The following is a 24,444-nucleotide window of genomic DNA, read 5'->3' on the forward strand; positions in this document are numbered from 1 at the left end:
CGCGGAGAGTAGTAAGCCCGGTCGATGTCCGTTACCAGTGCCCAATTTGAGCCGGTTTCACGGTTTAAATCACTTAAACACATCGTCCGTTCGGCTAGATTTCTGCTGGACTATCAGGTTAGGGTGACTCCCGAACGTACCAACAGCGCCCAACCGAAGCGTCACGTCTTTATTCGCCGACGAGGTGCAGGGAGGACCACCATGACCGCGCCAACGATCACCGAGGCGACTACCGCGCCGACGACCGCGACCAAGCTCGACCCGCGAGCACTCACCGACAGCGCCACCGACCTGCTGAACGCGATGGCCGCGCTGCCCGCCGGACACCCGTCCCGCGCCGCGCTGCGCGACCGGGCCATCGAGGCCTGGCTGCCGCTGGCCAACCACCTGGCCCACCGCTACAGCGGGCGGGGCGAGCCGACCGACGACCTGGCCCAGACCGCGGCCGTCGGCCTCATCAAGGCCATCGACAAGTTCGACCCCTCCCGGGGTGTCGACTTCGCCGGCTACGCCATCCCCACCATCATCGGCGAGCTCAAGCGCCACTTCCGCGACCGCACCTGGGACATCCGGGTGCCCCGACGGTTGCAGGAACTGCGCCTGGCCATCTCGGACGCCAACAGCTCGCTGCTACAGACCCTCGGCCGCTCGCCGACCGTGGCCGACATCGCCGCCCACCTCAAGCTCACCGAGGAAGAGGTGCTGGAGGGCCTGGAGGGCGCCCGCGCGTACAACGCGGTGTCCCTGTCCACCCCCACCGGCGACGGCGACCGGGCCACCGAGCTCGGTGACATGCTCGGCGGTGAGGACAGCGAGTTCGAGCTGGCCGAGCTGCGGGTGGCGCTGGGGCCGGCCCTGGCCACCCTGGACGAGCGTGAGCAGAAGATCCTGACCCTGCGCTTCTACGGAAACCTGACCCAGTCGCAGATCGCCGAGCAGATCGGGGTGTCGCAGATGCATGTGTCCCGGCTGCTGGCCCGGGCGCTGACGAAGCTGCGGGGGCAGCTCGACGGAACGTACTAGGAGGGGGTGGCGACGGTGGCCGGGCCGGCGGGCCCGGCCACCGTCGTGTCCGCGATCAGTCGGTGCGCGGCTCGCGCCACATCGGCCAGAAGGGGGTGCCGTCCGGCAGCCGGAAGGGCTCGGACTCCTGGTAGCCGTGCCGGGCGTACAGGACCCTGTTGCTCTCGCTGCTGGCCTCCAGGTAGGCCGGTATCCCGTTGGCGTCCAGCCAGCTGTGGTGGTGACGCAGCAGGGCGCTGCCCACCCCGGTGCCTTGCCGGTCCGGCCGCACGGCCAGCAGCGCCAGGTGGTGGTGATCGGCGTGCGGGTGGTTGGTGGCGAACAGCTCGTCGAGGTGCGCGAAGCGGGGGGTCCACTCGCCGCAGGCGGCGGCCAGTCGGGCGTCGTAGTCCTCCGGTTCGGGCAGCGGATCGCCGACCGAGGGCAGCCAGACCGCCACCCCGGCCCGGTCCGTGGTGCCGAACACCAGCCCGTGCCGCAGGGCGTGGGAGACCACGATCTCGAACTGGCCGGCCAGCACCGCTTCCCGCTTGGCCTCCTCCGGCACCAGCCACCGGGTCGCGTCCAGCACCAGGAAGGACTCCGCGATCCGTTCGGCCACCCACCGGGCGTCGGTCGGTTCCAGCCGTACGATGCTCGCCTCGGTCATCGCCGTACCTCCGTGGTGGGCAGCACCGCGGCGGTGCTCTCCGCCCCCAGGCCGATCCGGGCGTAGGTGTCCGGGCGGCTGTTGCGCAGCACCAGCCCCCAGAGCACACCGAGTGCGGCGGCCACCGGGTACGCCGCCGGGAAGAGCCAGCGCAGCGGCGAGTCGGGCTCCACCCCCAGCAGGTTGGCGAAGTTCTGCACGGCCAGCACGATGATGGCGATCAACGCGATCCCGGCAATGCCGGGGGCGATCAGCCGGCGCCACAGAGTCTCCTGCTCACCGCTGCGCGCGAAGTAGACGATGATCGCGACAGCGGTCGTCGCGATCAGCAGCAGCACGCCGAAGCCGCCGCTGGTGCCCAGCCAGAAGAACAGTTGGAGCACCGGGTCCCAGCCGTTGATCGCGTACAGCAGGATGACCGCCAGGCCCAGGGTGCTCTGCGCCAGCGAGGCGGCCCGGGGGGCGCCGGTGACCGGCGAGGTCCGTCCGAAGATCGCCGGCAGCACCCGCTCCCGGCCCAGCGCGAAGGCGTACCGGGCGGTCGTGTTGTGGAAGGAGATCATGGCGGCCAGCACCGAGGTCAGGAAGAGGGCCTGCCCGATGGTGAGCACGGTGCCACCCAGGTGCGCCCCGGCCAGGTTGAAGATCAGGTCGATGCTCTGGGTGCCGGCCTCCTCGACGATGCGGTCCGGTCCCACGGCGACCGTCATGCTCCACGAGGAGAGGGCGTAGACCACGCCGATGATCGCCACGGACAGGTAGGTGGCCATCGGCACGGTGCGCTTGGGGTCCTTGCTCTCCTCGCTGAACACCACCGAGGCCTCGAATCCCACGAAGCCGAGGACCGCCAGCACCAGCACCGCACCGACCCCGGGTACGAAGAAGTTGTCCGGCGAGAAGGCCGCGAAGCTGGCCCCGCCGGGGGCCGGATTGCTCAACTGGCCCAGGTCGAACAGCAGGATGACGGCGATCTCGGCGCAGAGCAGGGCGGCCAGCACCATGCCGTTGATGTCCACCCGCAGCAGGCCCAGTACCCCCACCATGGCCCAGGCCACCAGTGCCACGACCCACCACTGTGGGGTGACGCCGAACAGTCGGTCCAGCACCGGGGTGGCCGCCGCGCCGATGGTGCCGTAGAGCCCGACCTGAAGCGCGTTGTAGGCCAGCAACGCGACCCAGGCCGTGCCCACTCCGGCGGGGCGACCCAGGCCCCGCGAGACGTAGGCGTAGAAGGCCCCGGCGTTGGCCATCCGGCGGGCCATCGCCACGTACCCGGCGGAGAAGACCGCCAGCACTGCGGCGACCGCCAGGAAGGCCAGCGGGATACCGAGCACCCCGATGACCCCGTAGCCGGTGGTGACCACCCCGGCCACCACGGTCAGCGGCGCCGCCGCGGACAGGACGAAGAAGACCACGGAGGGTACGCCGAGCCGACCCCGGGCCAGTGCCTCGGAGACGTTGCTTGGTCGCTGTGGTGTCAGTGTGGAGGACATGGATGGCTCCGGATGAGTGTGAGGGGGTGAAGGCGCCGGCTCAGGAGGTGCCGCGCAGCACGGCCGCGCCCACTGCGGCCTCGGTGTGCGCCACGAGTTCCTTCAGGGGGGCCGGCAAGGCGGGGATGATCAGATTGAGCCGGTGGTGGGCACGGGGGCCGGCGCTCCACAGCACTTCCCGGGTCAACCCGGCGGAGGCGACCAGACCCAGCAGCAGCGCGTCCGGCACGCTCGGCGGGTCGGCACGTTCCAGCACCGCACGCAGTCGGGTCGCCGGCCAGGCGGCCACATTGGGATCGATCGGCACGTAGCTGACCGTGGTGCGCAGCAGCCGTCGGCTCTCCTGCCGACGCAGCGCACCGGCCCGACAGAGCCGCTCCCCCACCGAGGTCACCGAGGTCTGGGCGAGAAAGCTGAGCCAGGTACGCACCGACTGGTGCTGGGCCTCACCGATCAACTGGTCCAGCACGGTGTGCGCCAGGGCGTCCGCGGGCGGACGGCGGTCGATCACGCTGACCTGACCGTTGGTGACGGTCAGGTGTCCGTAGAGGATCAACTCACCGAGCAGCCCGCCGGCCAGGCCCAGACCGGTGGCGGCCGGGTGCAGTTTCGCCTTGCCACGGATGTCGTTGTGCGCGATCAGGAAGAACTCGTCGGCGATGAGCAACGGTCCTCCCCCGAATGGCCGTCCTATGTGATCGCGAACCCGGAAAGCATGCACCTCGATGCCCTGCAATGCAACTCCCGTTTTCGACAGTTGCACTCCGTGCTGATGCGACCTGCGGGTTTCCCCGTGACAGACTCGGAGGGTGACCGCAAGCCCCACTGTTCGCCGCCGCCGCATCGCTCGGGAACTCCGTCAACTGCGGGAAAGCGCCGGAATGACGCTGGATGTCGCCGCCCGGCAACTGGACATGTCCAAAAGCAACCTCTCCCGCATCGAGAACGCCCAGATCGGCATCAAGCCACGCGACGTACGCGCCGCGTTGGCGCTGTATCAAGTGACCGGAAACGACGCCGAAGCGCTCATCGAGATCGCCCGTGGTGCCCAGCAACGCGGCTGGTGGCAGCACTACAGCGACGTACTGCCGGAATGGTTCGAGTTCTATGTCGGCCTGGAGGCCGAGGCCGCCACCCTGCGCACCTACGAGGCCGAGGCGGTGCCCGGCCTGCTGCAGACCGAGGCGTACGCCCGGGAGGTCTACCGGCTGACCGCCGGCGAGGAGGATCTCGACCGCAAGGTCGCCGCCCGACTGCGCCGACAGGACGTGCTGCACAGCGACGCGCCGGTCGAACTGTCGGTGGTGTTGAACGAGGCGGTCCTGTTACGCCCTGTCAGCGACCGGGCCGTGATGGCGGGTCAACTGTCGCATCTGGAGACGGTCGCCCAGTTACCGAACGTCACAATCCAGGTACTGCCCTTCGAGGCGGGCGGGCACCCGGCGATGAACTCCCCGTACGTGATCCTCACCTTCGCCGACGCCGCCGACGCCGCCGTGGTCTACCTGGAAAATCTCACGACAGGCCTGGCACTGGAGGAGTCCGCGCAGGTGCGCTCGTATAGCCTTGTGCACGAGCGGCTGCGCCGGTTGGCGCTCGATCCGACGGCATCCCTGATCCGCCTGAAGGAAGCCTCTCGCTACTTTACGTGATCGCGTCGGCGCGATCACCCTCAGTATTTATGAAGGGATCGCGATGACCGCGCTCGACCTGTCCCGGGCGAAGTGGCGCACCAGCACCCGCAGTGTGGGTAACGGCAACTGCGTGGAGGTCGCCACATTCGACGGTCATGTCGCGGTGCGGGACAGCAAGGATCGAGGCGGGCCGGTGCTGGCGTTCGCACCCTCGGCCTGGACCGCCTTCGTCGTCGGCCTTCACGAGGCCGACAACCGCTGACCGCTCCGACATCGCCGTCCAGGCGGCACCCGGCGTCGCCGCACGGCGCGATCGCCGGGCAGAGGGCAGCCCTCCACCCAGGGGCTGCCCTCTGCCGCAACCTGGACCGGCGCCTCGTCACCCCGGCGATCAGGCGGCTCAGTCCTCCTCGACCACGTCCGCGATGACGACCGTGATGTTGTCCGGCCCACCGGCGCGCAACGCCAGGTCGATCAGCCGCCGCGCGCACTGCTGACGGTCCGGGTACTCGGCCAGCACCTCGGCCAGGGTCTCGGCGCTGACGACGTTGGACAACCCGTCGCTGCACAGCAGCCACCGGTCCCCGGCCCAGGGAAGCATCGTCGCGTACGTCGGGGAGATCTCGTCGCCCTGCAACGCCTGGGTGACCACGGCCCGACGCGGATGGCTGCCGGCCTGGTCGGGGGTGATCAGACCCTGGTCGACCAGCATCTGCACGAAGGTGTCGTCCCGGGTGATCTGCTTGAGCACCCCCTCGCGGAACAGGTACGCCCGGGAGTCGCCCACGTGCGCCAACGCCAGGCAGCTGCCGGTACGCGCGAACAGCAGCGCGGTCAGCGTGGTGCCCATCCCCTGCCGCTGCGGATCCTCCACGACCGCCTGACGGATCCGACCGGTGGCCAACTGGATGCCGCTCTGCAGAGCGGCCACCAGGGCGTCCTCGGGGGTCTCCACGTCCAACGGGGCCATCGCCTCGATGGCGATCGAGCTGGCCAGGTCGCCCGCGGCCATGCCACCCATGCCGTCGGCGACCGCCACCAGCCAGGCGCCGGCGTGCAGGGCGTCCTGGTTACCACTGCGGATCAGGCCACAGTCGCTCGTTCCGGCAGAACGCAGCTTCAGGGTCATGGCACGCAGCCTGCCAGGCGAAGGGCGGGGTTGTCTCTAGGAGATCGGGACGACCGGGCGTGGCGCGGCAAATCTCACTGCTGAACGCCCCGATGAGGATCGGGTGCGATCGATTGACACGATCGGCCGTCCCTGGAAACATGCCCGATACCTGGGAGCGCTCCCAGGTTTTCCCCCACCATTTGCCCGTCCTGTTCGTCGGAAGGATCCCCCGTGACGCCACCCCGACGTCGTCTAGCGGTGCTCGCTGCGGCAACCGCCGTGGCGCTGGCCGGCACCACCGCCGGCACCGCGTACGCCGACCCCCCGGCAGACCCACCCGAGCAAATCAACAACGGCGACTTCAGCAACGGCTCCTCGCCCTGGTTCTCCTTCGGCACCGGCCCGCTCGGCGTGGTCGACGGCCAACTCTGCACCACGGTCGCCGGTGGCCTGGCCAACCCGTGGGACGCCGGCATCGGCCACGACGGGGTCCCGCTGGTCGCCGGCGCCGAATACACCCTGGGCTTCGACGTCACCTCGACCCCGGGCAGTTCGGTGACCGCGGTGCTGCAACTCGGCAGCGCCCCCTACACCGGCTACTACTCGGTCGTCGCGGCCGCCACCCCCACCCAGCAGCGGGTCGAGCGGACCTTCGTGGCCCCGACCGACGACAGCCGGGCCCAGCTGATCTTCCAGGTCGGTGGGGCCGCCGAGCAGCAGACCGTCTGCCTGGACAACGTCTCGCTGCGCGGCGGCAACCCGCCCGAGCCGTACGAGCCGGACACCGGCCCCCGGGTCCGGGTCAACCAGGTCGGCTACCTGCCGCACGGGCCGAAGCACGCCACCGTGGTCACCGACGCCACCGAGGCCCTGCCCTGGCAGTTGAAGTCCGCCTCCGGTGCCGTGGTGGCCAGCGGCAACACCACCCCCCGCGGGGTGGACCCGGCCTCGGCGCAGAACGTCCACTCGCTGGACTTCTCCTCGTACCGCACCCCAGGGCAGGGTCTGACCCTGACGGTGGACGGTGAGGTCAGCCACCCGTTCGACGTCTCCGGCGCCCTCTACGAGCAGCTGCGCTCCGACGCCCTGCAGTTCTTCTACATCCAGCGCAGCGGCATCGCCATCGACGGTGACCTGGTCGGCGAGGAGTACGCCCGCCCGGCCGGCCACCTGGGGGTGGCCCCCAACCAGGGCGACACGGACGTGCCCTGCCAGCCCGGGGTCTGCGACTACCGGCTGGACGTGCGCGGCGGCTGGTACGACGCGGGCGACCACGGCAAGTACGTGGTCAACGGCGGCATCGCCACCTACCAGCTGCTGAGCACCTTCGAGCGGACCAAGAACGCGGCCACCGCCGGGTTCGGTGCCGCCCTCGGCGACGGCACCCTGCGGCTGCCCGAGCGGGACAACGGGGTGCCGGACGTCCTCGACGAGGCCCGCTGGGAGCTGGAGTTCCTGCTGCGGATGCAGGTGCCGGCCGGCAAGCCGCTGGCCGGGATGGCCCACCACAAGATCCACGACGAGAACTGGACCGGACTGCCGTTGCAGCCCGAGGACGACCCGGAGCTGCGTGAGCTGCACCCGCCGTCCACCGCCGCCACCCTGAACCTGGCCGCCGTCGCGGCCCAGTGCGCCCGGCTGTTCGCCCCGTACGACGCCGAGTTCGCCACCCGGTGCGGCACCGCGGCCAAGACCGCCTACGCCGCGGCGAAGGCCAACCCGACCCGCTACGCCAGCCCGACGGACGGCAACGGCGGCGGCGCGTACGACGACAGCAACGTCACCGACGAGTTCTACTGGGCGGCGGCCGAGCTGTACCTGACCACCGGTGAGGCCGCCTACCTGGCCGACCTGACCGCCTCGCCGCACCACACCGGTGACGTCTTCGACGCCCGGGGCTTCGGCTGGCAGAGTGTGGCCGCCCTGGGCCGCCTCGACCTGGCCACCGTGCCCAGCGGGCTGCCGACGGCCGAGCTGACCCGCATCCGCAAGTCGGTGACCGACGCCGCGGACGGCCACCTCGCCGAGATCGCCCGGCAGGCGTACGGGCTGCCGATGCCGGGTGAGCCCAGCAGCTACTTCTGGGGCGGCAACAGCAACGTGATCAACAACGCGATCGTGCTGGCCACCGCCTTCGACCTGACCGGTCAGGCGAAGTACCGCGACGGCGCGGTGCAGACGATGGACTACATCTTCGGCCGCAACGCCCTGAACATCTCGTACGTGACCGGTTGGGGCGAGCACGCCGCAGAGAACCAGCACAGCCGCATCTTCGGGTACCAGCTGGACCCGAGCATGCCGAAGCCGCCCGCGGGTTCGCTGGCCGGCGGTCCCAACGCCGACCTCCAGGACCCCTTCGTGGAGCAGTTGCTCGCCGGCTGCGCCCCGATGTTCTGCTACGTCGACGACATCGCCTCCTACTCGACCAACGAGGTGGCGATCAACTGGAACTCGGCGCTCGCGTGGATCGCCTCGTTCCTGGCCGACCAGGGTGACTCGGCGGCCGTGCCGGCACCCACCTGCTCGGTGACGTACACCAACTACGGCTCCTGGCAGGGCGGCACCGGCTTCACCGGCCAGGTGACCATCAGCAACACCGGCACCACCACCCTGAACGGCTGGACCGCCAAGTTCGCCTTCACCGGTGACGCAAAGGTGCGCGAGGCCTGGATGGCCGAGGTGAAGCAGTCCGGCGCCACGGTGACCGCGAAGAACGAGTCGTACAACGGCAACATCGCCCCCGGCGGCACGGCGATGTTCGGCTTCAACGCCACCACCGGCAAGGGTGCCAACCCCGCACCGAACCTGATCACGGTCAACGGCGCACCCTGCACCGTCTCCTGATCCCCGGGTGGGGTGCCGTCGGCGACCGGCACCCCACCCGGCCCCACTCCCCCGCAAGACCAAGGAACCCGGCTGACGCCCGGCTGGACCTCAGCCGGGCCCGGCTGACGCCAGTCGGACCCGGTCGGACCCGGTCGGACCCGGTCGGACCCGGTCGGACCCGGTCGGACCCGGTCGGACCCGGTCGGACCCGCGAGGGCCCGGTGATCAAGAGGTTTTGGTCTGGATTCCGCTTCCAGGCGACCAAAACCTCTTGATCACCGGGCCCTTCGCTGTTCGTCTGGTCGCCGGGTAGCAGGATGGCGGGCATGGATGATCTGGTGTTGCGGGCCGGAGGGCCGGGGGACGCGGCGGCGGTGTTGCGACTGCTGGACGACGCCACCGCCTGGCTGGTGGCGCAGGGGCGTACCGGGCAGTGGGGCACCGAGCCCGCGTCGACCGACCCGCGCCGCATCGCCCAGGCCGACGGCTGGGCCAACGGCGGCGGCCTGTGGCTGGCACAAATGGGCGAACGACCGGTCGGCGCGCTCGTGGTGGGCACCGCCAACGACTACGTGCCCCCGGCCACCGAACCGGAGCTGTACGTGAACCTGCTGGTCACCGACCGGGCGTACGCCGGAGCGGGGATCGGCGCCCGACTACTGACGCACGCCGCCGACCTGGGCCGACAACGCGGCGCCCACCTGCTCCGAGTGGACTGCTACGCCGGCGACGACGGCGCCCTGGTCCGCTGGTACGAACGGCAGGGCTTCACCCCCACCACCCCCTTCACCGTGAACCGCCCCGGCCACCCCCCATGGCCCGGCCACCTCCTAACCCACCCCCTCTAACAGCCCCACCCCCACCCCCTCCCCCCTCCCCACCCCTCTCTCTGCGCGTTGATCATGAGGTTGACGGCAATCTGGAGATCGACAACTGCCGCTAACCTCATGATCAACGCGGAGGGACGGGGTGGGAGGGGAAGGGGGTGGGGGTTAGGGGGTGGGGGGGAGTTTGGGGAGGACCTGGGTGCCGAAGGCGTCCAGGAAGGGGCGTTGGTCTTGGCCTACGTGGTGTAGGGCTATCTGGTCGAAGCCGAGGTCGATGTACTCCTCCAGCCAGCCGGTGTGTCGGCCCAGGTCGGCGGAGATGTTGACCACCTCGGCCAGGCGGGCCATCGGTACCTGGGCGGAGACCACGTCGAAGTGTTCCGGGGTGGCCAGGTCCCAGCAGACCGGGGGGGCGAAGACGTTGCTGCGCCACTGGTCGTACGCGATGGCCTCGGCCTCGGCCTGGCTGCCGGCCCAGCTCAGATGCACCTGGAGGTGGATCGGCCCGCGACCGCCGGCCTCCCGGTAGGCGTCGATCATGCGGCGGAGGTGGTCGGTGGAGGCGTTCACGGTGATCAGACCGTCCGCCCATTCGGCACACCAGCGGGCGGTCTCGACACTGACCGCGGCACCGACCAGCGCGGGCGGCTGCTCGGGTCGGGTCCAGAGCCGGGCCCGGTCGACCCGGACCAGCCCGTCGTGGCTGACCTCCTCACCGGCCAGCAGGGCCCGGATGACCTCCACGCACTCGCGCAGCCGGGCGTTGCGGACCTCCTTGCGGGGCCAGGCGTCGCCGGTGACATGTTCGTTGGCCGCCTCACCGGAGCCCAGCGCGGCCCAGAACCGGCCCGGGTACATCGCGGCCAAGGTGCCGATCGCCTGGGCGATGATCGCCGGGTGGTAGCGCTGGCCCGGCGCGTTGACCACGCCGAAGGACAGGCCGGTGGCCTGGAGCGCGGAACCGAGCCACGACCAGGCGAACCCGGACTGCCCCTGCCGCTCGCTCCACGGTGCGAAGTGGTCGGAGCACATCGCGGCGTCGAAGCCGATTTCCTCGGCGTGGCACACCGCCTCCAGCAGGGCACGCGGATGAATCTGCTCGTGGGAAGCGTGGAAACCGATCGCCGTCATGCCGGCCTCCCTACCCAGGCCGGCAGAAAAGTAAGCCGGGCTACTCGGCGTGCGCCCCGGCGCCGACCCCGGCCTCCCCCGCACCGATCCACACCGTCTTGACGTTGCAGAACTCGTGCATGCCCTGGGCGGACAACTCCCGGCCGTACCCGGAGTTCTTCACTCCACCGAAGGGCAGCTCCGGGTACGAGGTGGTCATGCCGTTGATGAACACCGCCCCGGCCACCAGGTCGGTGGCGAAGCGTTCCTGCTCCTGCGGGTCCCGGGTCCAGGCGTTGGCGCCGAGCCCGAAGGCGGTGCCGTTGGCCACCTCGACCGCCTCCTCGTACGACGACACCCGGTACAACCCGGCCACCGGCCCGAACACCTCCTCGGACCACATCCGCATATCGGGATCGAGGTCGGCGACCACGGTCGGCGGGTAGAACCAGCCCTCCCCGGTGGGCTTGCGGCCACCGCAGAGCACGGTGGCTCCCTTGTCGACCGCGTCCCGGACCTGGGCGTCGACCTCGTCGCGGCCCCTCTCGCTGGCCAGCGGCCCGAGGTCGGTGTCGGTGTCCATCGGGTCGCCGACCCGCAGCGCCGACATGCGGTGCGCGAACGCCTCCGCGAAGGCCTCGTATACCTCGGCATGGACGATGAACCGCTTGGCCGCGATGCAGGACTGCCCGTTGTTCTGGCAGCGGGCGGTGGTGGCCACCTCGGCGGCCAGTTCCACATCGGCCGAGGGCATCACCACGAACGGGTCGCTGCCGCCCAGTTCCAGCACGGTCTTCTTCAGCTCCCGGCCGGCGATCTGGGCGATGGACCGACCGGCGGGCTCGCTTCCGGTCAGGGTGGCGGCGCGTACCCGGGGGTCACCCAGGATCTGCTCCACCGCCTCGGAACCGACCAGCAGGGTGGTGAAGGCCCCCTCGGGGAAACCGGCGCGGCGGATCACGTCCTCCAGCAGCAGGGCGGTCTGCGGCACGTTGGAGGCGTGTTTGAGCAGCCCGGTGTTGCCGGCCATCAGGGCCGGGGCGGCGAAGCGTACGACCTGCCAGAGCGGGAAGTTCCAGGGCATCACCGCGAGTACCGGTCCGATCGGCTGATAGCGGACGAACGCCCGGGTCGCGGAGACCGCCTTCGCGTCGGCCGGGACGTCGGCCAGGAACTCGGCGGCGTGGGCGGCGTAGAAGCGGCAGGCGGCGGCGCACTTGGTGACCTCGGCCTTGGCGGCGGCGTACGTCTTGCCCATCTCGGTGGTCATCAGCCGGCCGATGTCGTCGCGTTCGGCCTCCAGCAGGTCCGCCGCCGCGTTCAGCCACCGTCCGCGCTGGTCGATGGTGGTACCCCGCAGTTGCTGGTACGCCAGATCGGCCCGTTCGATCGCGTCGCTCAACTGCTCGTCCGACATCGGCTCGAAGGTCTTGAGCACCTGGCCGGTAACGGGGTTGGTGGTGGCGATGGGCATCAGGGTTTTCTCCCGTCACTCGAAGAGTGAGTGCCGCACACCGGGTTCCTCACGGCGGCGGGCGGCACGGCGGCGTTGGATGACGGCCAGGTCGACGACCGCGACCACCGCGAAGATCACGCAGACCACACCGAGCCAGGCCAGCTCGGCGCGGAACGCCAGTACCGCGAAGACGACCATGGTGACGAGCCCGAAGCCGGCCAGCACCAGCCGCAGATTGAGTGCGCTGTACGCGTGGCCGACCGTGCCGCGGGCACGCCGGGGCTGTGATCTCGTCATCACCTCCATCTACCCCGCACCGCCCGGACTAACCGCCGCCGCCGCGACCCGTGCCGCCTAGCACGCTCGGAGACCCGGCGACAGGGGTCTGCCGCATCTCCGACAAGACGGCACGAAGGTCACGTCGCCCACGCGTACAGTCACCCTGCCGTCTCTGCGCGCTACGAGGCTGGGGAAGTCATGCCTGGACGCTGGACAACCGCCGCCGTCTGCCTGCTCGCGTTGGTCGCCCTGGCCTGCGAGGCGGGCGGAGAGGCGACCCCCCGACCCACCGGCAGCCCGCCACCCGGCTCACCCAAGGTGGTCGCCGCCCTCGGTGACTCCATCACCACCGGCTTCGGCTCCTGCCTCGTCCTCACCTCCTGCGAACGCAACTCCTGGTCCACCGGGTCGGGGCTGCGGGTCGACAGCCACTACCGCCGGCTGCTGGACCGCAACCCCAAGCTGCGGGACAAGGCGTACAACCACGCCCGACCGGGGGCCCGGGCCGCCGCGCTGGCCGGTCAGGCGGAGGCGGCCGTACGCGACCGGGCCGACTACGTGACCGTGCTGATCGGGGCCAACGACGCCTGCCGCAACTCCATCGAGGCGATGACCCCGGTGGCCGAGTTCCGGGCCGAGATCGACCGCGGGCTGGGGGTGCTGCGCGAGGGCAGACCCAAGGCGCGGGTGCTGGTGGTCAGCATCCCCGACCTGTACCGGCTCTGGGAGGTCGGCCACGACGACTCCCGGGCCACCCGGGCCTGGCGACGGGGGGTCTGTCCGGCGCTGCTGGCCGAGCCGACCTCGACCGCACCGGCCGACCGGGCCCGTCGCACGGAGTTCAAGGAACGGATCTCGGCCTACAACAGACAACTGTCGGCCGCCTGCCGCGCATACGGCTCCCGGTGTCGATACGACGGCGGGGCGGTGCATCGGGTCAGGTTCGACCTGGATCTGGTCAACGCCCTGGACTACTTCCACCCCAACACGGCCGGTCAGTCCCGTCTCGCCGAGGTGACCTGGCGGTCCTCCGGCTACGCCGACTGATCGTCGTCCTCAGGGGAACGGCGAGGGGTCGGGATGTGCGGATGACCGTGCTGGCGGTAGTGGACCCGGGAGCGTTCGGCGAGGTTCTTGGTGGCCGAGGAGTTCGCCCAGGTGCCCAGAATGATGGCCGCCCCCGGTACGACCTTGGCGAAGACCCGTTTCGCGGCCCGCACCCCGGCCATCTGGGCCAGCCGGATCCCGAGCCGGAGTATCGCCCGACCCAGGGTGGTCTGGCCACCGCCGCCGAACAGCGCATCGGCCCGCTCCCGGCCCGCCGCCACCCCCAAGGCCACTCGGGCGCTGGCCGCCACCTTGTGCACCTTCTGCAGGACCAGCAGGTCGGCGGCCCGGTCCGGGTGTGCCGGGTCCGCGCCGTAGGCGGCGGCGACGTGCAGCACCATGCGGGCCTGGGTCCAGGCGAGCACCCCGACATCGAGCACCGCGCCGGGCAGACCGGCCGCCCCGGAGACGGCGCCGGAGAGCCGGGCCTGGTTGACGAACCGGCGTACCACCTGCTCGGCGAGGGAGTCGGGGGTGGCGTTCGGGTGCTGCGCGCGGGCCTGTCGGACCCAGGTGGCCGCCTCCGGACCGAGTCGGCGTACCGCCTCCAGGGCGAGGTGTTCCGGGGCGTACTGGGGGTCCTGGCGCATCCGGTCCCAGAGGGTGACCGGTGGCGTCTCGGTGGCCTCACCGTCGGGCCGCCGGCCCGATGCTGCCGGAATGCCGGGCTGTCCGTTCGCCGGAGCCGGGTCGCTCATCACCACTCCCTTCCACGATGCTCACTCATGTGTACCCCCGGGCCGCAACGCCGTATTCGGGCAGGGTCGGGTCGAATCCGGGTCGGGCGGACCGGCGCGGCAGGAATGCGCCAGGATGGCGGGTACGTTCTGGCGATCGGGGGAGCCGTCAAACCAGCCAACCCCGTTACGCGCAACCAGGGAGGCCGCACCGGTGCTCGATCCACACGAGCTCTACGAACTCACCACCGATCTGCCCGAACTAGGGCAACCGGTCCTGATCCAGGCACTCACCGGTTTCGTCGACGCCGGCAACGCCAGCCGACTGGCCCGCGAGCAGTTGCTGACCTCGTTGGAGTCCCGCCAGATCGCCCGCTTCGACCTCGACCAGCTCTTCGACTACCGATCCCGGCGCCCGGTGATGACCTTCGTGGAGGATCACTGGGAAAGCTACGACACGCCGGAGCTGGTGCTGCACCTGCTGCACGACGACGACGACACTCCCTTCCTGTTGCTCACCGGACCGGAACCGGATCTCCAGTGGGAGCGGTTCGTCGCCGCGGTCGCCGGGCTCTCCGCCCGGCTGGACGTACGCCTGACCGTGGGGCTGAACTCGATCCCGATGGCGGTGCCGCACACCCGGCCCGCCGGAGTGACCGCCCATGCCACCCGCCCCGACCTGATCGTCGGCTACGAGCCGTGGCTGCAACGGGTCCAGGTGCCCGGCAGCGTGGGTCACCTGCTGGAGTTCCGCCTCGGTGAGGCCGGGCGGGACGCCCTGGGCTTCGCCGCGCACGTGCCGCACTACGTGGCGCAGGCGGAGTACCCGGCCGCCGCCGAGGTGCTGCTCGCCTCCGTGTCCCGCAGCACCGGGCTGCTGCTGCCCCGCGACGGGCTGCGCTCGGCCGCCGAGGCGGTCCGGGTGGAGATCGACCGGCAGGTGGCGCAGAGCGAGGAGGCCACCACCCTGGTGCAGGCGTTGGAGGAGCAGTACGACGCGTACGCCCGGGGTCGGGAAGGTAAGAACCTGCTGGCGGCGGAGAGCGGCCCCCTGCCCACCGCGGAGGAACTCGGCGCCGAACTGGAACGCTTCCTGGCCGAACAGACCCGCCCCAACAACGAATGAGGTGCTCCCCTGTTGGCGCCGGGCGTACAGCAGGGGTTCCTCGTTTTGGCACCGCACGCCCTCGGGTGGCGGCGCGCGGAGTCGGGTCGGGATACGGCAGGCTGGCATCATGCGTCTGGCGACCTGGAACGTGAACTCGGTGAAGGCCCGCCTGCCCCGGCTGCTGGACTGGTTGGCCGGCACCGAGCCGGACGTGGTCTGCCTCCAGGAGACCAAGTGCCCCGACGGCGCCTTCCCGGTGGCCGAGGTGGGCGACCTGGGCTACACGGTGGCCAGTCACAGCGACGGCCGGTGGAACGGGGTGGCCATCCTGTCCCGGGTCGGCCTGGCCGACGTCACGGTCGGCTTTCCCGGGGAGCCGGGCTTCCCCGAGCCGGAGGCCCGAGCCATCGCCGCCACCTGCGGCGGGGTACGCGTCTGGTCGGTGTACGTGCCGAACGGGCGGGCCCCCGACGACCCGCACTACGCCTACAAGCTGGCCTGGCTGGGGGCCCTGCGGGAGGCGCTGGCCGCCGAGTTGACCGACCACCCGGCGCTGGCGGTCTGCGGGGACTTCAACGTGGCCCCGACCGACGACGACGTGTGGGACCCGGCGTTGTTCGCCACCTCCACCCATGTCACCCCGGCCGAACGGGCCGCGTTGGCGGCGTTGCGGGACCTGGGCCTCGTCGATGTGGTGCCCACCCCGATGAAGGGGCCGCATCCCTTCACCTACTGGGACTATCGGGCCGGGATGTTCCACCAGAACAAGGGCATGCGGATCGACCTGGTGTACGCCTCGGCGTCGTTTGCCGACACGGTCCGCGCGGCCTACGTCGACCGGGAGGCCCGCAAGGGCAAGTCCCCCTCCGACCATGCCCCGATCGTCGTCGACACCACCTTCACCCCCGTTCTCGAAACCTGCTGACCGAGGCGTCTGCGCCGTGGCAGGCGCTGCGCGCGTCTAGGGTGGGGACATGGCAGTCGTGAAGATCAACGCGATCGAGGTACCCCCGGGAGCCGGGGAGGAGTTGGAGAAGCGGTTCGCCGCGCGGGCGCACGCCGTGCAGGACTCCCCCGGCTTCCTCGGCTTCGAGTTGCTGCGCCCGGTCGCCGGTGACAACCGCTACTTCGTCTACACCCGCTGGGAGAGCGAGCAGGCGTACCAGGACTGGGCCGCCGGTCCGGCCCGCGCCGCCCACGCCGCCCCGCCCGGCGGCGAACAACGCCCACCGGTCGCCACCGGCGCCACCCTGCTGGAGTTCGAGGTCGTCCAGCAGGTCCCCTGAGCCAACGGCCCGCGATCGCCCCGCACCGGCCGCTCTCGGCTGCGGCTATGCGGGGCGGGTCGCGGTGTGGGTGGCGAAGGCGATGACGTTGTCGGCGTAGCCGGTCGCGCCGCCGAGCCACTGCCCCCCGCAGGTGATCAGCCGCAGGCTGGGCGGGCCGTCATGGCCGTAGATCCGGTCGGCCGGCAGTCGGTCCTTGGGGAAGCGCTCGACGGAGTCGACCGTGAACACCGCCACCGAGCCGTCCGCCCGCTGCACCTCGACGGTGTCGCCGACGCGCAGCTTGTGCAGGTCGTAGAAGACCGAGGGGCCGCTCTTGGTGTCGACATGGCCGACGATGACGGCGGGACCGGGCTCCCCGGGCACCGGGCCCCGGTCGTACCAGCCGGTCTCCTCGTGCCGACTCAACGGCGGTACGTCGATCGTGCCGTCCGCGGCGTCGCCGACCGGTTTCACCGGGGCGTTGATGTCGACCGTCGCGACGGTGAGGCGTACCGGCCGGGGTGCGGCGGGCGCGGCGACCGCCTCGCGCGCCGGTGGCTCGGCGCCGCCACCGGCCGCTGTGGCCCACCGCAGCGGATCGCCGACGCTGCGCCCCAGCCCGGCGCCGGTGGCGAAGACCCCGAGCAGTACGAGCACCACCGCCAACGGCAACGACCAGGGGCTGCGGCCGGACCTGGTGGCCCGGCGACTGGATCGGGTGCCCCGGGGAGCCTTCCCGGCGGACGGACGCGGGCCGGTCGACGGAGGCGGGCTCGCCGGGGGCGAGGAGCGGACCGGTCGGGCCGAGCCACGGGCCGGGTGGCCGGCGGGTGCCGGTCGCTTCGTAGCCGGTGCGACGTCGCCCGGGACGAAGAGGTCCGCCCGGACGGTGGAATTCCCGGGACGCTCGACCGGCGGCACGAACACCTCGGGTCGAGGATGAGGGCTCGGTCGGCTATCAGCCGGACGTGCACTACGCCCGACCTGCACCGCACCGGCCGGACGCGGGGCACGGTCGGCGCCGTTGGGACGCGTAGCGCGATCCACCCCGGCGGAACGCGAGGCGCGCTCAACCTCGGCAGGGCGCGGGGCGTGGTCGGTGCTGGTGGGGCGCGGGGTTCGGGAGACGGCCATGAGGGCTCACCGGCCGGTGTGCCGACGCCGGACGGTCACGCCCCAGAGGATGACGCCGCTGACGGTCAACGCGAGCCCACCGGGCACCAGCAGGCCGAAGGTGGTCGCGGCACCGCCACCGAATCCGGTGGCCGGTCCCCGGCTGGGTCTGACGGTGCGGACCACCTGAAGCATCGTCGAGGCGCTCTCCCCGCCCCGGCACTCCAGCTTGACCCGGTAGTTGCCGGGCAGCACCCGGTCCTTCACCTGGGCGGTACCGGTCAGCAGGCCGCGTTGCGGCTGCACGGCGACCCGGCCGAAGGCGTCCGAGACGACGATGGCCCCTACGGAGTTGTCCCGGCAGCTGGCCCGCAGGCCGACCAGATGTCCCGGTTCCACCGTGCTCGGGCTGACCTCGATGAACACGTCCGGGCCAGGTGGCTGCGGAGCGGCGACAACTCGGGCGGCAACCGGCTGGGGGGCGGCGACCGGGTGGTCGACGCCGGCCAGGGGCATACCGGGGGCGGCGGCGCGGGCCGGTGTCGAGGTCCCGGTCAGGGCGACGGCGAGCAGCGGGGCGACGAGGGCGAACACCGAGGCCGCGACCACGGTGGCCGACAGGACCGGGCGAGTACGGGTCACTGACACGATGCCCCCTCCCGGCGCGACGGAGCAGTCGCCGGGCGCCGCCGGACACCCGGTCTGCGGTACGGGAATGATGGTCTCATCCCCGGTCGTACATCACATCCGATCCGACACCGGGCTCGCGTAAGCTCGGTGCGCTGTGACCTCCACCGAACCGATCTCCGCTGGCGCCGCGCCCCACCCGGCGCGGGCGATCCGTACCTTCCACCCGCGGCGGGGCCGCATGAGCGACCGGCAGACGGCCGCCCTGCAACACCTCTGGCCGGTGTACGCCCTGCGCGTGGGTGATGCCACGTCGCTCGATCCGGTCGCGTTGTTCGGCCGCCGGGCTCCGCTGGTGGTGGAGATCGGGTCCGGCATGGGTGACACGACGGTCGAGATGGCCGCCGCCGACCCGGATCGAGACTATCTGGCGGTCGAGGTGCACACGCCCGGAATCGCCAACCTGCTGGACCTGGTCCACCGGCGTGAGCTGCGCAATGTCCGCATCGCCGAGGGCGACGCGGTGGAGTTGATGCAGGCTCTGCCGGCGGACTTCCTGGACGCGGTGCACGTCTTCTTCCCGGATCCCTGGCCCAAGTCCCGGCATCACAAGCGACGCCTGATCCAGCCGAGGCATGTCGCGTTGCTGCGCTCCCGGCTGGCCGTCGGCGGCATCCTGCACTGCGCCACCGACTGGGCGGAGTACGCCGAGGCGATGCGGGCCACCCTGGACGCCGATCCGGGCCTGGTCAACCTGCACGACGGGTACGCCCCTCGGCCTGCCCACCGGCCGGTGACCCGGTTCGAACGGCGGGCCCTGCGCGCTGGCCGCCCGATCGCCGACCTGATCTACCGCCGCCGCTGAGAGACCAGGGAGGGCCCCTTCTCCACGCCGGGCGTGGTGAGGGGTCCCCGGTTACCGGTCGGGCGAACGAAACCGGTCACCCGGTTGGCGTCGGAGGGCATGATCCAGGCACCATGGACGGGTCATGACTCTCACCGCCGCGCTGCCCAAGACCACCGACCCCGACACTCTCTACGACGCGTTCGCCGGCTGGGCCTCCGCGCGCGGCCTCGACCTCTACCCCCATCAGGAGGAGGCGGTCATCGAGATCGTCTCCGGGGCCAACGTGATCATGAATACTCCGACCGGCTCGGGCAAGAGCCTGGTCGCGATCGCCGCGCACTTCGCCGCCCTGGCCGACGACCGGACGACCTTCTACACCGCGCCGATCAAGGCCCTGGTGTCGGAGAAGTTCTTCGCGCTCTGCGAGGTCTTCGGCGCGGAGAACGTCGGCATGCTCACCGGCGACGCCAGCGTCAACGCCGACGCCCCGATCATCTGCTGCACGGCGGAGATCCTGGCCAACCTGGCGCTGCGGGAGGGCTCCCGGGCCGATGTCGGTCAGGTGGTCATGGACGAGTTCCACTTCTACGCCGAACCGGACCGGGGCTGGGCCTGGCAGGTACCCCTGATCGAACTGCCGCAGGCCCAGTTCGTCCTGATGTCGGCCACCCTGGGGGACACCACCCGGTTCGTCGACGACCTGACCCGGCGTACCGGGCGGTCCACCGCCGTCGTCCGCTCGGCCGAGCGGCCGGTCCCGCTGTTCTTCTCGTACGCGATGACCCCGTTGCACGAGACTCTCGAGGAACTGCTGGAGACCAAGCAGGCCCCGGTCTACGTCGTGCACTTCACCCAGGCCGCCGCCCTGGAGCGCGCCCAGGCGCTGATGAGCGTCAACGTCTGCACCCGGGCCGAGAAGGACATGATCGCTGCCGCGATCGGGAACTTCCGGTTCACCTCGGGCTTCGGCAAGACCCTGTCCCGGCTGGTCCGCCACGGCATCGGGGTGCACCACGCCGGCCTGTTGCCCAAGTACCGCCGGTTGGTGGAGACCCTGGCCCAGGCCGGACTACTCAAGGTCATCTGCGGGACGGACACCCTCGGGGTCGGCATCAACGTGCCGATCCGTACCGTCCTGTTCACCGGCCTGTCCAAGTACGACGGGGTGCGTACCCGGCTGCTCAAGGCCCGCGAGTTCCACCAGATCGCCGGGCGGGCCGGACGCGCCGGCTTCGACACCCTGGGCCGGGTCGTGGTGCAGGCCCCCGAGCATGTGATCGAGAATGAAAAGGCGCTCGCCAAGGCCGGCGATGACCCCAAGAAGCGCCGCAAGGTGGTACGCAAGAAGCCGCCGGAGGGCTCGATCGGCTGGGGTGAGCCGACCTTCCAGCGGCTGGTCGAGGCCGAGCCGGAACCGTTGACCTCCAGTTTCCAGGTCAGCCATTCGATGCTGCTCAACGTCATCGGCCGTCCCGGTGACGCCTTCGCCGCCATGCGGCACCTGCTCACCGACAACCATGAGGACCCCGCGGCCCAGCGCCGGCACATCCGCCGGGCCATCGCCATCTACCGGGCGCTGAGGGCCGGTGGGGTGGTCGAGGAGCTGCCCGAGCCGGACGAGACCGGCCGACGGGTCCGGCTCACGGTCGACCTGCAACTCGACTTCGCGCTCAACCAGCCCCTGTCGCCGCTGGCCCTGGCCACCATCGAGTTGCTGGACAACGAGTCCCCCTCGTACGCACTGGACGTGCTGAGCGTGATCGAGTCGATCCTCGACGACCCCCGCCAGGTGCTCTCCGCGCAGCAGTTCAAGGCCCGGGGTGAGGCGGTCGCCGCGATGAAGGCCGAGGGCATCGAGTACGAGGCCCGCCTCGAACTGCTGGACAAGGTGACCTGGCCCAAGCCGCTGGCCGAACTGCTGGACAACGCGTACGAGATGTACCGGCAGGGCCAGCCCTGGGTCGCCGACCACCAGCTCTCCCCCAAGTCCGTGGTCCGCGACATGTACGAGCGGGCGATGACCTTCACCGAGTTCGTGCAGTTCTACGGGCTGACCCGCTCGGAGGGCCTGGTGCTGCGGTACCTGGCCGACGCGTACAAGACCCTGCGGCAGACCGTGCCCGAGGAAGCCAAGACCGACGAGCTGATCGACCTGATCGAGTGGCTCGGCGAGCTGGTCCGCCAGGTCGACTCCAGCCTGATCGACGAATGGGAGCGGCTGCGCAACCCCACCGACCTGCCGGAGGTCGCCGCCGCCCTGGACGACCGCACCACGGCGGTCACCCGCAACGCCCGCGCCTTCCGGGTCCTCGTACGCAACGCGTTGTTCCGCCGGGTCGAGTTGGCCGCGCTACGGCAGTGGAACGCCCTCGGCGAACTGGACGGGGCCACCGGGTGGGACGCCGACGCCTGGGCCGACGCGCTGGAGCCCTACTTCGAGTCGTACGGCGAGATCGGCATCGGGCCGAACGCCCGTGGCCCGGCGCTGCTCATGATCGAGCAGGGTAGGGAACGCTGGACGGTACGGCAGATCCTCGACGACCCCGAGGGCGACCACGACTGGGGCATCAGTGCCGAGGTCGACCTGGCCGCCTCCGACGAGGCGGGCACGGCGGTCATCCGGATCACCGACGTCGGCCAACTCTGACCCCGTCCGAACCCCCCGGCCCCTCCGCCGGCGTGCCCCCGCCGGCCGGCACGCCTCGTTGATCAAGAGGTTTGCGTCAGTAATCCGGCGATCGCCGACGCAAACCTCTTGATCAATCGAGCGTTACCGAGGTCGGTCAGTCGCGTGGGGTCTGGAACGCCACGCGGCGACGACGGAACATCACCAGGAGTACGGCGCCGAACGCCAGCACGGCGGCGCCGACACCGGCGAGGAGGGTGGCCGAGGTGCCGGTCACCGGCAGGCCGCCACCGGAGCCGCCGTCACCGTCGCCGGTGTCGATGACGATGCGGGCGGTGTTGTTCTCCGGCTTCGACTCGCTGGAGTACATGGCGCCGTCGGCCACGATCGTGCCGTCCGTACCGGGCGTTGACTTGATCTTCAGCTGGACGGTCGCCTTGATCCGGCCACGGCCGGACGCGGTGCTCGGGAACTCGCTCTCGAAGTTGCAGCGCAGCTTCTTCGACTCGGGCAGCGTTCGGCCCGGCTCGCCGTCGGTGTAGCACCACTCGGCGGGCAGCAGCACCGTGCCGCTGGGCGCGGTGATGAGCACCCCCGGGCCGCCGCCGTCGGAGGGACCGTGGTTGACGACCTCGTAGGTCAGGTCGACGGTCTCACCCACGGCGCCCTTGATCGCCGGGGCGGTGACGGCCACGTCGAGGGTGTTCTTCTTGCTCCAGAACCGGAAGTCCGCGTAGTTGTTCGACTCGTCGAGTTCCCGCTCGGCGGCGGACTGCCGGGAGGCCTTGGCGTCTGCGGCCTTGGCCTTCAGGGCCTTGGCGGCAGCGGCGAGGGAGGGACCCTTGCCCTTGCTGCCCGCGACCTTCTTCGCGGCCCGCGACTGCCCCGCCAGGGCGACGCTGACGACTCCACTGTGCTGCCCGGGGCCGGACAGGTTGCGGCCGAAGGTGACGTTGAACAGCGACTCGCCACTCTCGTCGTCGAACAGCAGCAGTCCCTCACCCGGTTCCAGGGGCAACGGCAGTACGCAGGTGACCTCACTCGGCCCGTACACGTACGGTGCCCCGGCGGCATCGGGGTAGTAGTCGGCGTACGTGCAGTCGCTGTAGCGCTCGACGAAGGTGGCGCCGGTGGTCAGGCTGACGCTGAAGGTGAAGCCCTCGGCGGTGGTGTCGCCCTCGTTGAACACGCCACTGTAGAGGGGAACGGTGTCACCGGAGCCGACCCGGTCGGACTTGTCGTTCAGGTCCGCGGCGGCGGCCACCAGATCGGGTCCGGACGCGACCACCGAGACCGGGAAGGTCGTGGTGTTGTCGTCCGGGTTCGCGTCGTCCTCCGCGCCGGCGATGGTCACGGAGACCGAACCGGCATCGCCGGGCTTGGCACCCTTCTCGCTGGCCAACGACACCGGGTAGAGGGTGTCGACCTGCCCGGCGACGAGCACCCCGACGGCGCAGGTGATCTTCTTGTCGGCGAGCTTGCACTCGTCGACCCAGTCCGGCACGGTCGCGACGACTCCGTCGGAGAGCTTGCTCAGGTCGAGGGTGACGGTCACCGCGCTCGCGTCCGCCTCGCCGTAGTTGTAGACGTACATGCCGACGGTGGTGCCGCTGTTGTCGACCTCCGCGACCGGCTCCTGGGTGAACGAGACGAACAGGTCGGGACGTGCGTCCGCGGCGTACGCCACCGGGGCGGAGCCGAGGAGCGCCGCCGTCGCCAGCACCGCCGTGCCGACGGCAAGGCGTGGCCAACGAGCCATGAGGGATGTCATGTGGATGCTCCGGAGAATTGGGGGAATCCAGGACTTTAGACGATCTCCGAGCCGCGTGTTGTCCCCTGCCAGGGTTCGTACCGCATCCGTCGGTCCGTTTTCTCCCCTGGGCGATGTCAGACCCGTCGATTAGAATGTATGTACTAATCGAGTTCCTGACCTGGGAGGATGCTCGTGACCGCGCCCATCTCCGCCCCCCTCACGCCGTACGCCACCCTCCTCGGTTTCACCAGGTACGTCGACCGCACCGGGCCGATGAAGGCCACCTTCGTCGGCGGCCTGCGCCGCCAGCGGGCCAGCCGCTCCGGCTTCAACCCGCACGGCCAGTTCGTCAAGGCCCTCAAGACCGATATCGCCTTCCACACCGGAGGGACCCACCTGGCGCAGGTGGTAGACCTGGTCAAGCCCCGGTGGCGCCCCCTCTACCAGGCGCTGGTGCCGGGCGCCACGACCTGGCTGCACTCCCTGGGCGAGCCGCGTGCGGTGGATCTCGCCCAGACCCGCGACGCCCTGGCCCTGCTCGGTGACCTACCCGTCAAGATCAACCCCCATTTCGGCGTACGCCATTCCGACGGCCGCGCCGAGGCGGTCCGACTGCACTTCGACGAGACCCCGCCCAGCGAGGAGGCCGCACTGGCCACCCTGCACCTGATGGCCCGGCACATGGATGCCGTCCTGCCGCACGCCGAGCCGATCCTGGTCGACGTGCGCCGGGGCGTCACCCACCGGATGCCCGAGAGCGCCCGGTCCGAGGAGATCGAACGCTGGCTGGCCGGCGAAGCCGCCGCCTTCCGCGCCATCTGGTCCGCCGCCTAACCCCCGCCCACCCTGCCGTTGCGTACGAGCAACTTCGGGGAAGATGTCGCCTCGGCACGGCCGGAGGCAGCATCTT

The 24,444-nt window shown here is 70.8% G+C and carries 23 protein-coding genes; 12 read left to right on the top strand and 11 right to left on the bottom strand.

From position 1 onward, the window contains the following. Positions 1–201 precede the first annotated feature (201 nt). Positions 202–1,023: a SigB/SigF/SigG family RNA polymerase sigma factor gene (locus ACLQ2T_RS11565; protein WP_425766003.1), complete on the top strand. Its 822-nt coding sequence runs from the start codon at positions 202–204 to the stop codon at positions 1,021–1,023. A 55-nt stretch (positions 1,024–1,078) separates the two neighbouring features. Here the strand turns inward: ACLQ2T_RS11565 and ACLQ2T_RS11570 are convergent, their stop codons facing one another. Genes ACLQ2T_RS11570 through ACLQ2T_RS11580 form a run of 3 tightly spaced genes read right to left on the bottom strand, consistent with a single transcriptional unit; the run spans position 1,079 to position 3,832 of the window. After that, entirely contained in the window at positions 1,079–1,672 is a 594-nt protein-coding gene (locus tag ACLQ2T_RS11570) for a GNAT family N-acetyltransferase (RefSeq protein ID WP_425766004.1), read from the bottom strand. Beyond that, positions 1,669–3,165 carry an APC family permease gene (locus ACLQ2T_RS11575; RefSeq protein WP_425766005.1) on the bottom strand — a complete coding sequence of 499 codons (1,497 nt, stop codon included), beginning with the start codon at positions 3,163–3,165 and terminating at the stop codon, positions 1,669–1,671. The genes ACLQ2T_RS11570 and ACLQ2T_RS11575 overlap by 4 nt, the downstream gene beginning before the upstream one ends. Before the next feature lie 40 nt (positions 3,166–3,205). Then, complete coding sequence (locus ACLQ2T_RS11580) at positions 3,206–3,832, bottom strand: GOLPH3/VPS74 family protein (protein WP_327026877.1); 627 nt, start codon at positions 3,830–3,832, stop codon at positions 3,206–3,208. A 142-nt stretch (positions 3,833–3,974) separates the two neighbouring features. On the opposite strand from ACLQ2T_RS11580, the gene ACLQ2T_RS11585 reads away from it, so the two are divergent. After that, positions 3,975–4,817, top strand: coding sequence for a helix-turn-helix domain-containing protein (locus ACLQ2T_RS11585; RefSeq protein ID WP_425766006.1), 843 nt, complete (start codon positions 3,975–3,977; stop codon positions 4,815–4,817). A 43-nt stretch (positions 4,818–4,860) separates the two neighbouring features. Further along, a complete protein-coding gene (locus ACLQ2T_RS11590) occupies positions 4,861–5,061 on the top strand; it encodes a DUF397 domain-containing protein (RefSeq protein ID WP_425766007.1) in 201 nt (66 codons plus the stop codon). A gap of 138 nt (positions 5,062–5,199) precedes the next feature. Here ACLQ2T_RS11590 and ACLQ2T_RS11595 read toward each other — a convergent pair whose 3' ends face one another. Next, positions 5,200–5,928 (bottom strand): PP2C family protein-serine/threonine phosphatase, encoded by a 729-nt coding sequence (locus ACLQ2T_RS11595; protein ID WP_425766008.1) that lies wholly within the window; start codon positions 5,926–5,928, stop codon positions 5,200–5,202. 213 nt (positions 5,929–6,141) lie between these two features. Between ACLQ2T_RS11595 and ACLQ2T_RS11600 the strand changes: the two genes are divergently transcribed. Then, on the top strand, positions 6,142–8,754 hold the full coding sequence (locus ACLQ2T_RS11600; RefSeq protein WP_425766009.1) for a glycoside hydrolase family 9 protein: 2,613 nt from the start codon (positions 6,142–6,144) through the stop codon (positions 8,752–8,754). A gap of 308 nt (positions 8,755–9,062) precedes the next feature. Continuing rightward, on the top strand, positions 9,063–9,584 hold the full coding sequence (locus tag ACLQ2T_RS11605; protein WP_425766010.1) for a GNAT family N-acetyltransferase: 522 nt from the start codon (positions 9,063–9,065) through the stop codon (positions 9,582–9,584). 144 nt (positions 9,585–9,728) lie between these two features. On the opposite strand, the gene ACLQ2T_RS11610 is transcribed toward ACLQ2T_RS11605, so the two are convergent. From ACLQ2T_RS11610 to ACLQ2T_RS11620, 3 genes are read right to left on the bottom strand one after another with little or no spacing between them, the layout of a single operon-like run. Continuing rightward, a complete protein-coding gene (locus tag ACLQ2T_RS11610) occupies positions 9,729–10,694 on the bottom strand; it encodes a TIGR03885 family FMN-dependent LLM class oxidoreductase (RefSeq protein WP_425766011.1) in 966 nt (321 codons plus the stop codon). A 40-nt stretch (positions 10,695–10,734) separates the two neighbouring features. Next, on the bottom strand, positions 10,735–12,147 hold the full coding sequence (locus tag ACLQ2T_RS11615) for an NADP-dependent succinic semialdehyde dehydrogenase (protein ID WP_425766012.1): 1,413 nt from the start codon (positions 12,145–12,147) through the stop codon (positions 10,735–10,737). Between the two features lie 15 nt (positions 12,148–12,162). After that, entirely contained in the window at positions 12,163–12,426 is a 264-nt protein-coding gene (locus ACLQ2T_RS11620; protein ID WP_357530836.1) for a DUF6343 family protein, read from the bottom strand. A gap of 180 nt (positions 12,427–12,606) precedes the next feature. Here ACLQ2T_RS11620 and ACLQ2T_RS11625 point away from each other — a divergent pair, with 180 nt between their 5' ends. After that, positions 12,607–13,455: a GDSL-type esterase/lipase family protein gene (locus ACLQ2T_RS11625; protein ID WP_425766013.1), complete on the top strand. Its 849-nt coding sequence runs from the start codon at positions 12,607–12,609 to the stop codon at positions 13,453–13,455. On the opposite strand, the gene ACLQ2T_RS11630 is transcribed toward ACLQ2T_RS11625, so the two are convergent. Then, positions 13,443–14,213 (bottom strand): EcsC family protein, encoded by a 771-nt coding sequence (locus tag ACLQ2T_RS11630; protein ID WP_425766014.1) that lies wholly within the window; start codon positions 14,211–14,213, stop codon positions 13,443–13,445. The genes ACLQ2T_RS11625 and ACLQ2T_RS11630 overlap by 13 nt on opposite strands. 193 nt (positions 14,214–14,406) lie before the next feature. Between ACLQ2T_RS11630 and ACLQ2T_RS11635 the strand changes: the two genes are divergently transcribed. The 3 genes from ACLQ2T_RS11635 (at position 14,407) to ACLQ2T_RS11645 (ending at position 16,586) form a co-directional block, all read left to right on the top strand. Continuing rightward, a complete protein-coding gene (locus ACLQ2T_RS11635; protein WP_425766015.1) occupies positions 14,407–15,318 on the top strand; it encodes a proteasome assembly chaperone family protein in 912 nt (303 codons plus the stop codon). 109 nt (positions 15,319–15,427) lie between these two features. Further along, positions 15,428–16,225, top strand: a complete 798-nt coding sequence (locus tag ACLQ2T_RS11640; RefSeq protein ID WP_425766016.1) for an exodeoxyribonuclease III — start codon at positions 15,428–15,430, stop codon at positions 16,223–16,225. A gap of 49 nt (positions 16,226–16,274) precedes the next feature. Beyond that, entirely contained in the window at positions 16,275–16,586 is a 312-nt protein-coding gene (locus ACLQ2T_RS11645) for an antibiotic biosynthesis monooxygenase family protein (RefSeq protein WP_425766017.1), read from the top strand. Between the two features lie 45 nt (positions 16,587–16,631). Here the strand turns inward: ACLQ2T_RS11645 and ACLQ2T_RS11650 are convergent, their stop codons facing one another. Beyond that, on the bottom strand, positions 16,632–17,240 hold the full coding sequence (locus ACLQ2T_RS11650; protein ID WP_425766018.1) for a class F sortase: 609 nt from the start codon (positions 17,238–17,240) through the stop codon (positions 16,632–16,634). A gap of 468 nt (positions 17,241–17,708) precedes the next feature. Further along, positions 17,709–18,332, bottom strand: a complete 624-nt coding sequence (locus tag ACLQ2T_RS11655; RefSeq protein ID WP_425766274.1) for a hypothetical protein — start codon at positions 18,330–18,332, stop codon at positions 17,709–17,711. Positions 18,333–18,549: 217 nt separating this feature from the next. Here ACLQ2T_RS11655 and trmB point away from each other — a divergent pair, with 217 nt between their 5' ends. Continuing rightward, a complete protein-coding gene (gene trmB, locus ACLQ2T_RS11660) occupies positions 18,550–19,173 on the top strand; it encodes a tRNA (guanosine(46)-N7)-methyltransferase TrmB (protein WP_425766019.1) in 624 nt (207 codons plus the stop codon). Between the two features lie 124 nt (positions 19,174–19,297). Further along, positions 19,298–21,802 (top strand): DEAD/DEAH box helicase, encoded by a 2,505-nt coding sequence (locus ACLQ2T_RS11665; protein ID WP_425766020.1) that lies wholly within the window; start codon positions 19,298–19,300, stop codon positions 21,800–21,802. 136 nt (positions 21,803–21,938) lie between these two features. On the opposite strand, the gene ACLQ2T_RS11670 is transcribed toward ACLQ2T_RS11665, so the two are convergent. Beyond that, positions 21,939–23,552, bottom strand: a complete 1,614-nt coding sequence (locus ACLQ2T_RS11670; RefSeq protein WP_425766021.1) for an LPXTG cell wall anchor domain-containing protein — start codon at positions 23,550–23,552, stop codon at positions 21,939–21,941. Between the two features lie 174 nt (positions 23,553–23,726). On the opposite strand from ACLQ2T_RS11670, the gene ACLQ2T_RS11675 reads away from it, so the two are divergent. Next, the gene (locus tag ACLQ2T_RS11675; RefSeq protein ID WP_425766022.1) at positions 23,727–24,368 is read left to right on the top strand and encodes a hypothetical protein; all 642 of its coding nucleotides are present in this window, start codon (positions 23,727–23,729) and stop codon (positions 24,366–24,368) included. The last annotated feature ends 76 nt before the right edge of the window (positions 24,369–24,444 follow it).

This window comes from Micromonospora sp. DT229, assembly GCF_049844505.1.
Classification (GTDB): domain Bacteria; phylum Actinomycetota; class Actinomycetes; order Mycobacteriales; family Micromonosporaceae; genus Micromonospora.

Bases quoted from the DNA above. Each gene is read 5' to 3' on its own strand.
- ACLQ2T_RS11565 (WP_425766003.1), top strand. From the start codon at position 202: ATGACCGCGCCAACGATCACCGAGGCGACTACCGCGCCGACGACCGCG.
- ACLQ2T_RS11570 (WP_425766004.1), bottom strand. From the start codon at position 1,672: ATGACCGAGGCGAGCATCGTACGGCTGGAACCGACCGACGCCCGGTGG.
- ACLQ2T_RS11575 (WP_425766005.1), bottom strand. From the start codon at position 3,165: ATGTCCTCCACACTGACACCACAGCGACCAAGCAACGTCTCCGAGGCA.
- ACLQ2T_RS11590 (WP_425766007.1), top strand. From the start codon at position 4,861: ATGACCGCGCTCGACCTGTCCCGGGCGAAGTGGCGCACCAGCACCCGC.
- ACLQ2T_RS11595 (WP_425766008.1), bottom strand. From the start codon at position 5,928: ATGACCCTGAAGCTGCGTTCTGCCGGAACGAGCGACTGTGGCCTGATC.
- ACLQ2T_RS11605 (WP_425766010.1), top strand. From the start codon at position 9,063: ATGGATGATCTGGTGTTGCGGGCCGGAGGGCCGGGGGACGCGGCGGCG.
- ACLQ2T_RS11610 (WP_425766011.1), bottom strand. From the start codon at position 10,694: ATGACGGCGATCGGTTTCCACGCTTCCCACGAGCAGATTCATCCGCGT.
- ACLQ2T_RS11615 (WP_425766012.1), bottom strand. From the start codon at position 12,147: ATGCCCATCGCCACCACCAACCCCGTTACCGGCCAGGTGCTCAAGACC.
- ACLQ2T_RS11620 (WP_357530836.1), bottom strand. From the start codon at position 12,426: ATGACGAGATCACAGCCCCGGCGTGCCCGCGGCACGGTCGGCCACGCG.
- ACLQ2T_RS11625 (WP_425766013.1), top strand. From the start codon at position 12,607: ATGCCTGGACGCTGGACAACCGCCGCCGTCTGCCTGCTCGCGTTGGTC.
- ACLQ2T_RS11630 (WP_425766014.1), bottom strand. From the start codon at position 14,213: ATGAGCGACCCGGCTCCGGCGAACGGACAGCCCGGCATTCCGGCAGCA.
- ACLQ2T_RS11640 (WP_425766016.1), top strand. From the start codon at position 15,428: ATGCGTCTGGCGACCTGGAACGTGAACTCGGTGAAGGCCCGCCTGCCC.
- ACLQ2T_RS11645 (WP_425766017.1), top strand. From the start codon at position 16,275: ATGGCAGTCGTGAAGATCAACGCGATCGAGGTACCCCCGGGAGCCGGG.
- trmB (WP_425766019.1), top strand. From the start codon at position 18,550: ATGAGCGACCGGCAGACGGCCGCCCTGCAACACCTCTGGCCGGTGTAC.
- ACLQ2T_RS11665 (WP_425766020.1), top strand. From the start codon at position 19,298: ATGACTCTCACCGCCGCGCTGCCCAAGACCACCGACCCCGACACTCTC.
- ACLQ2T_RS11670 (WP_425766021.1), bottom strand. From the start codon at position 23,552: ATGACATCCCTCATGGCTCGTTGGCCACGCCTTGCCGTCGGCACGGCG.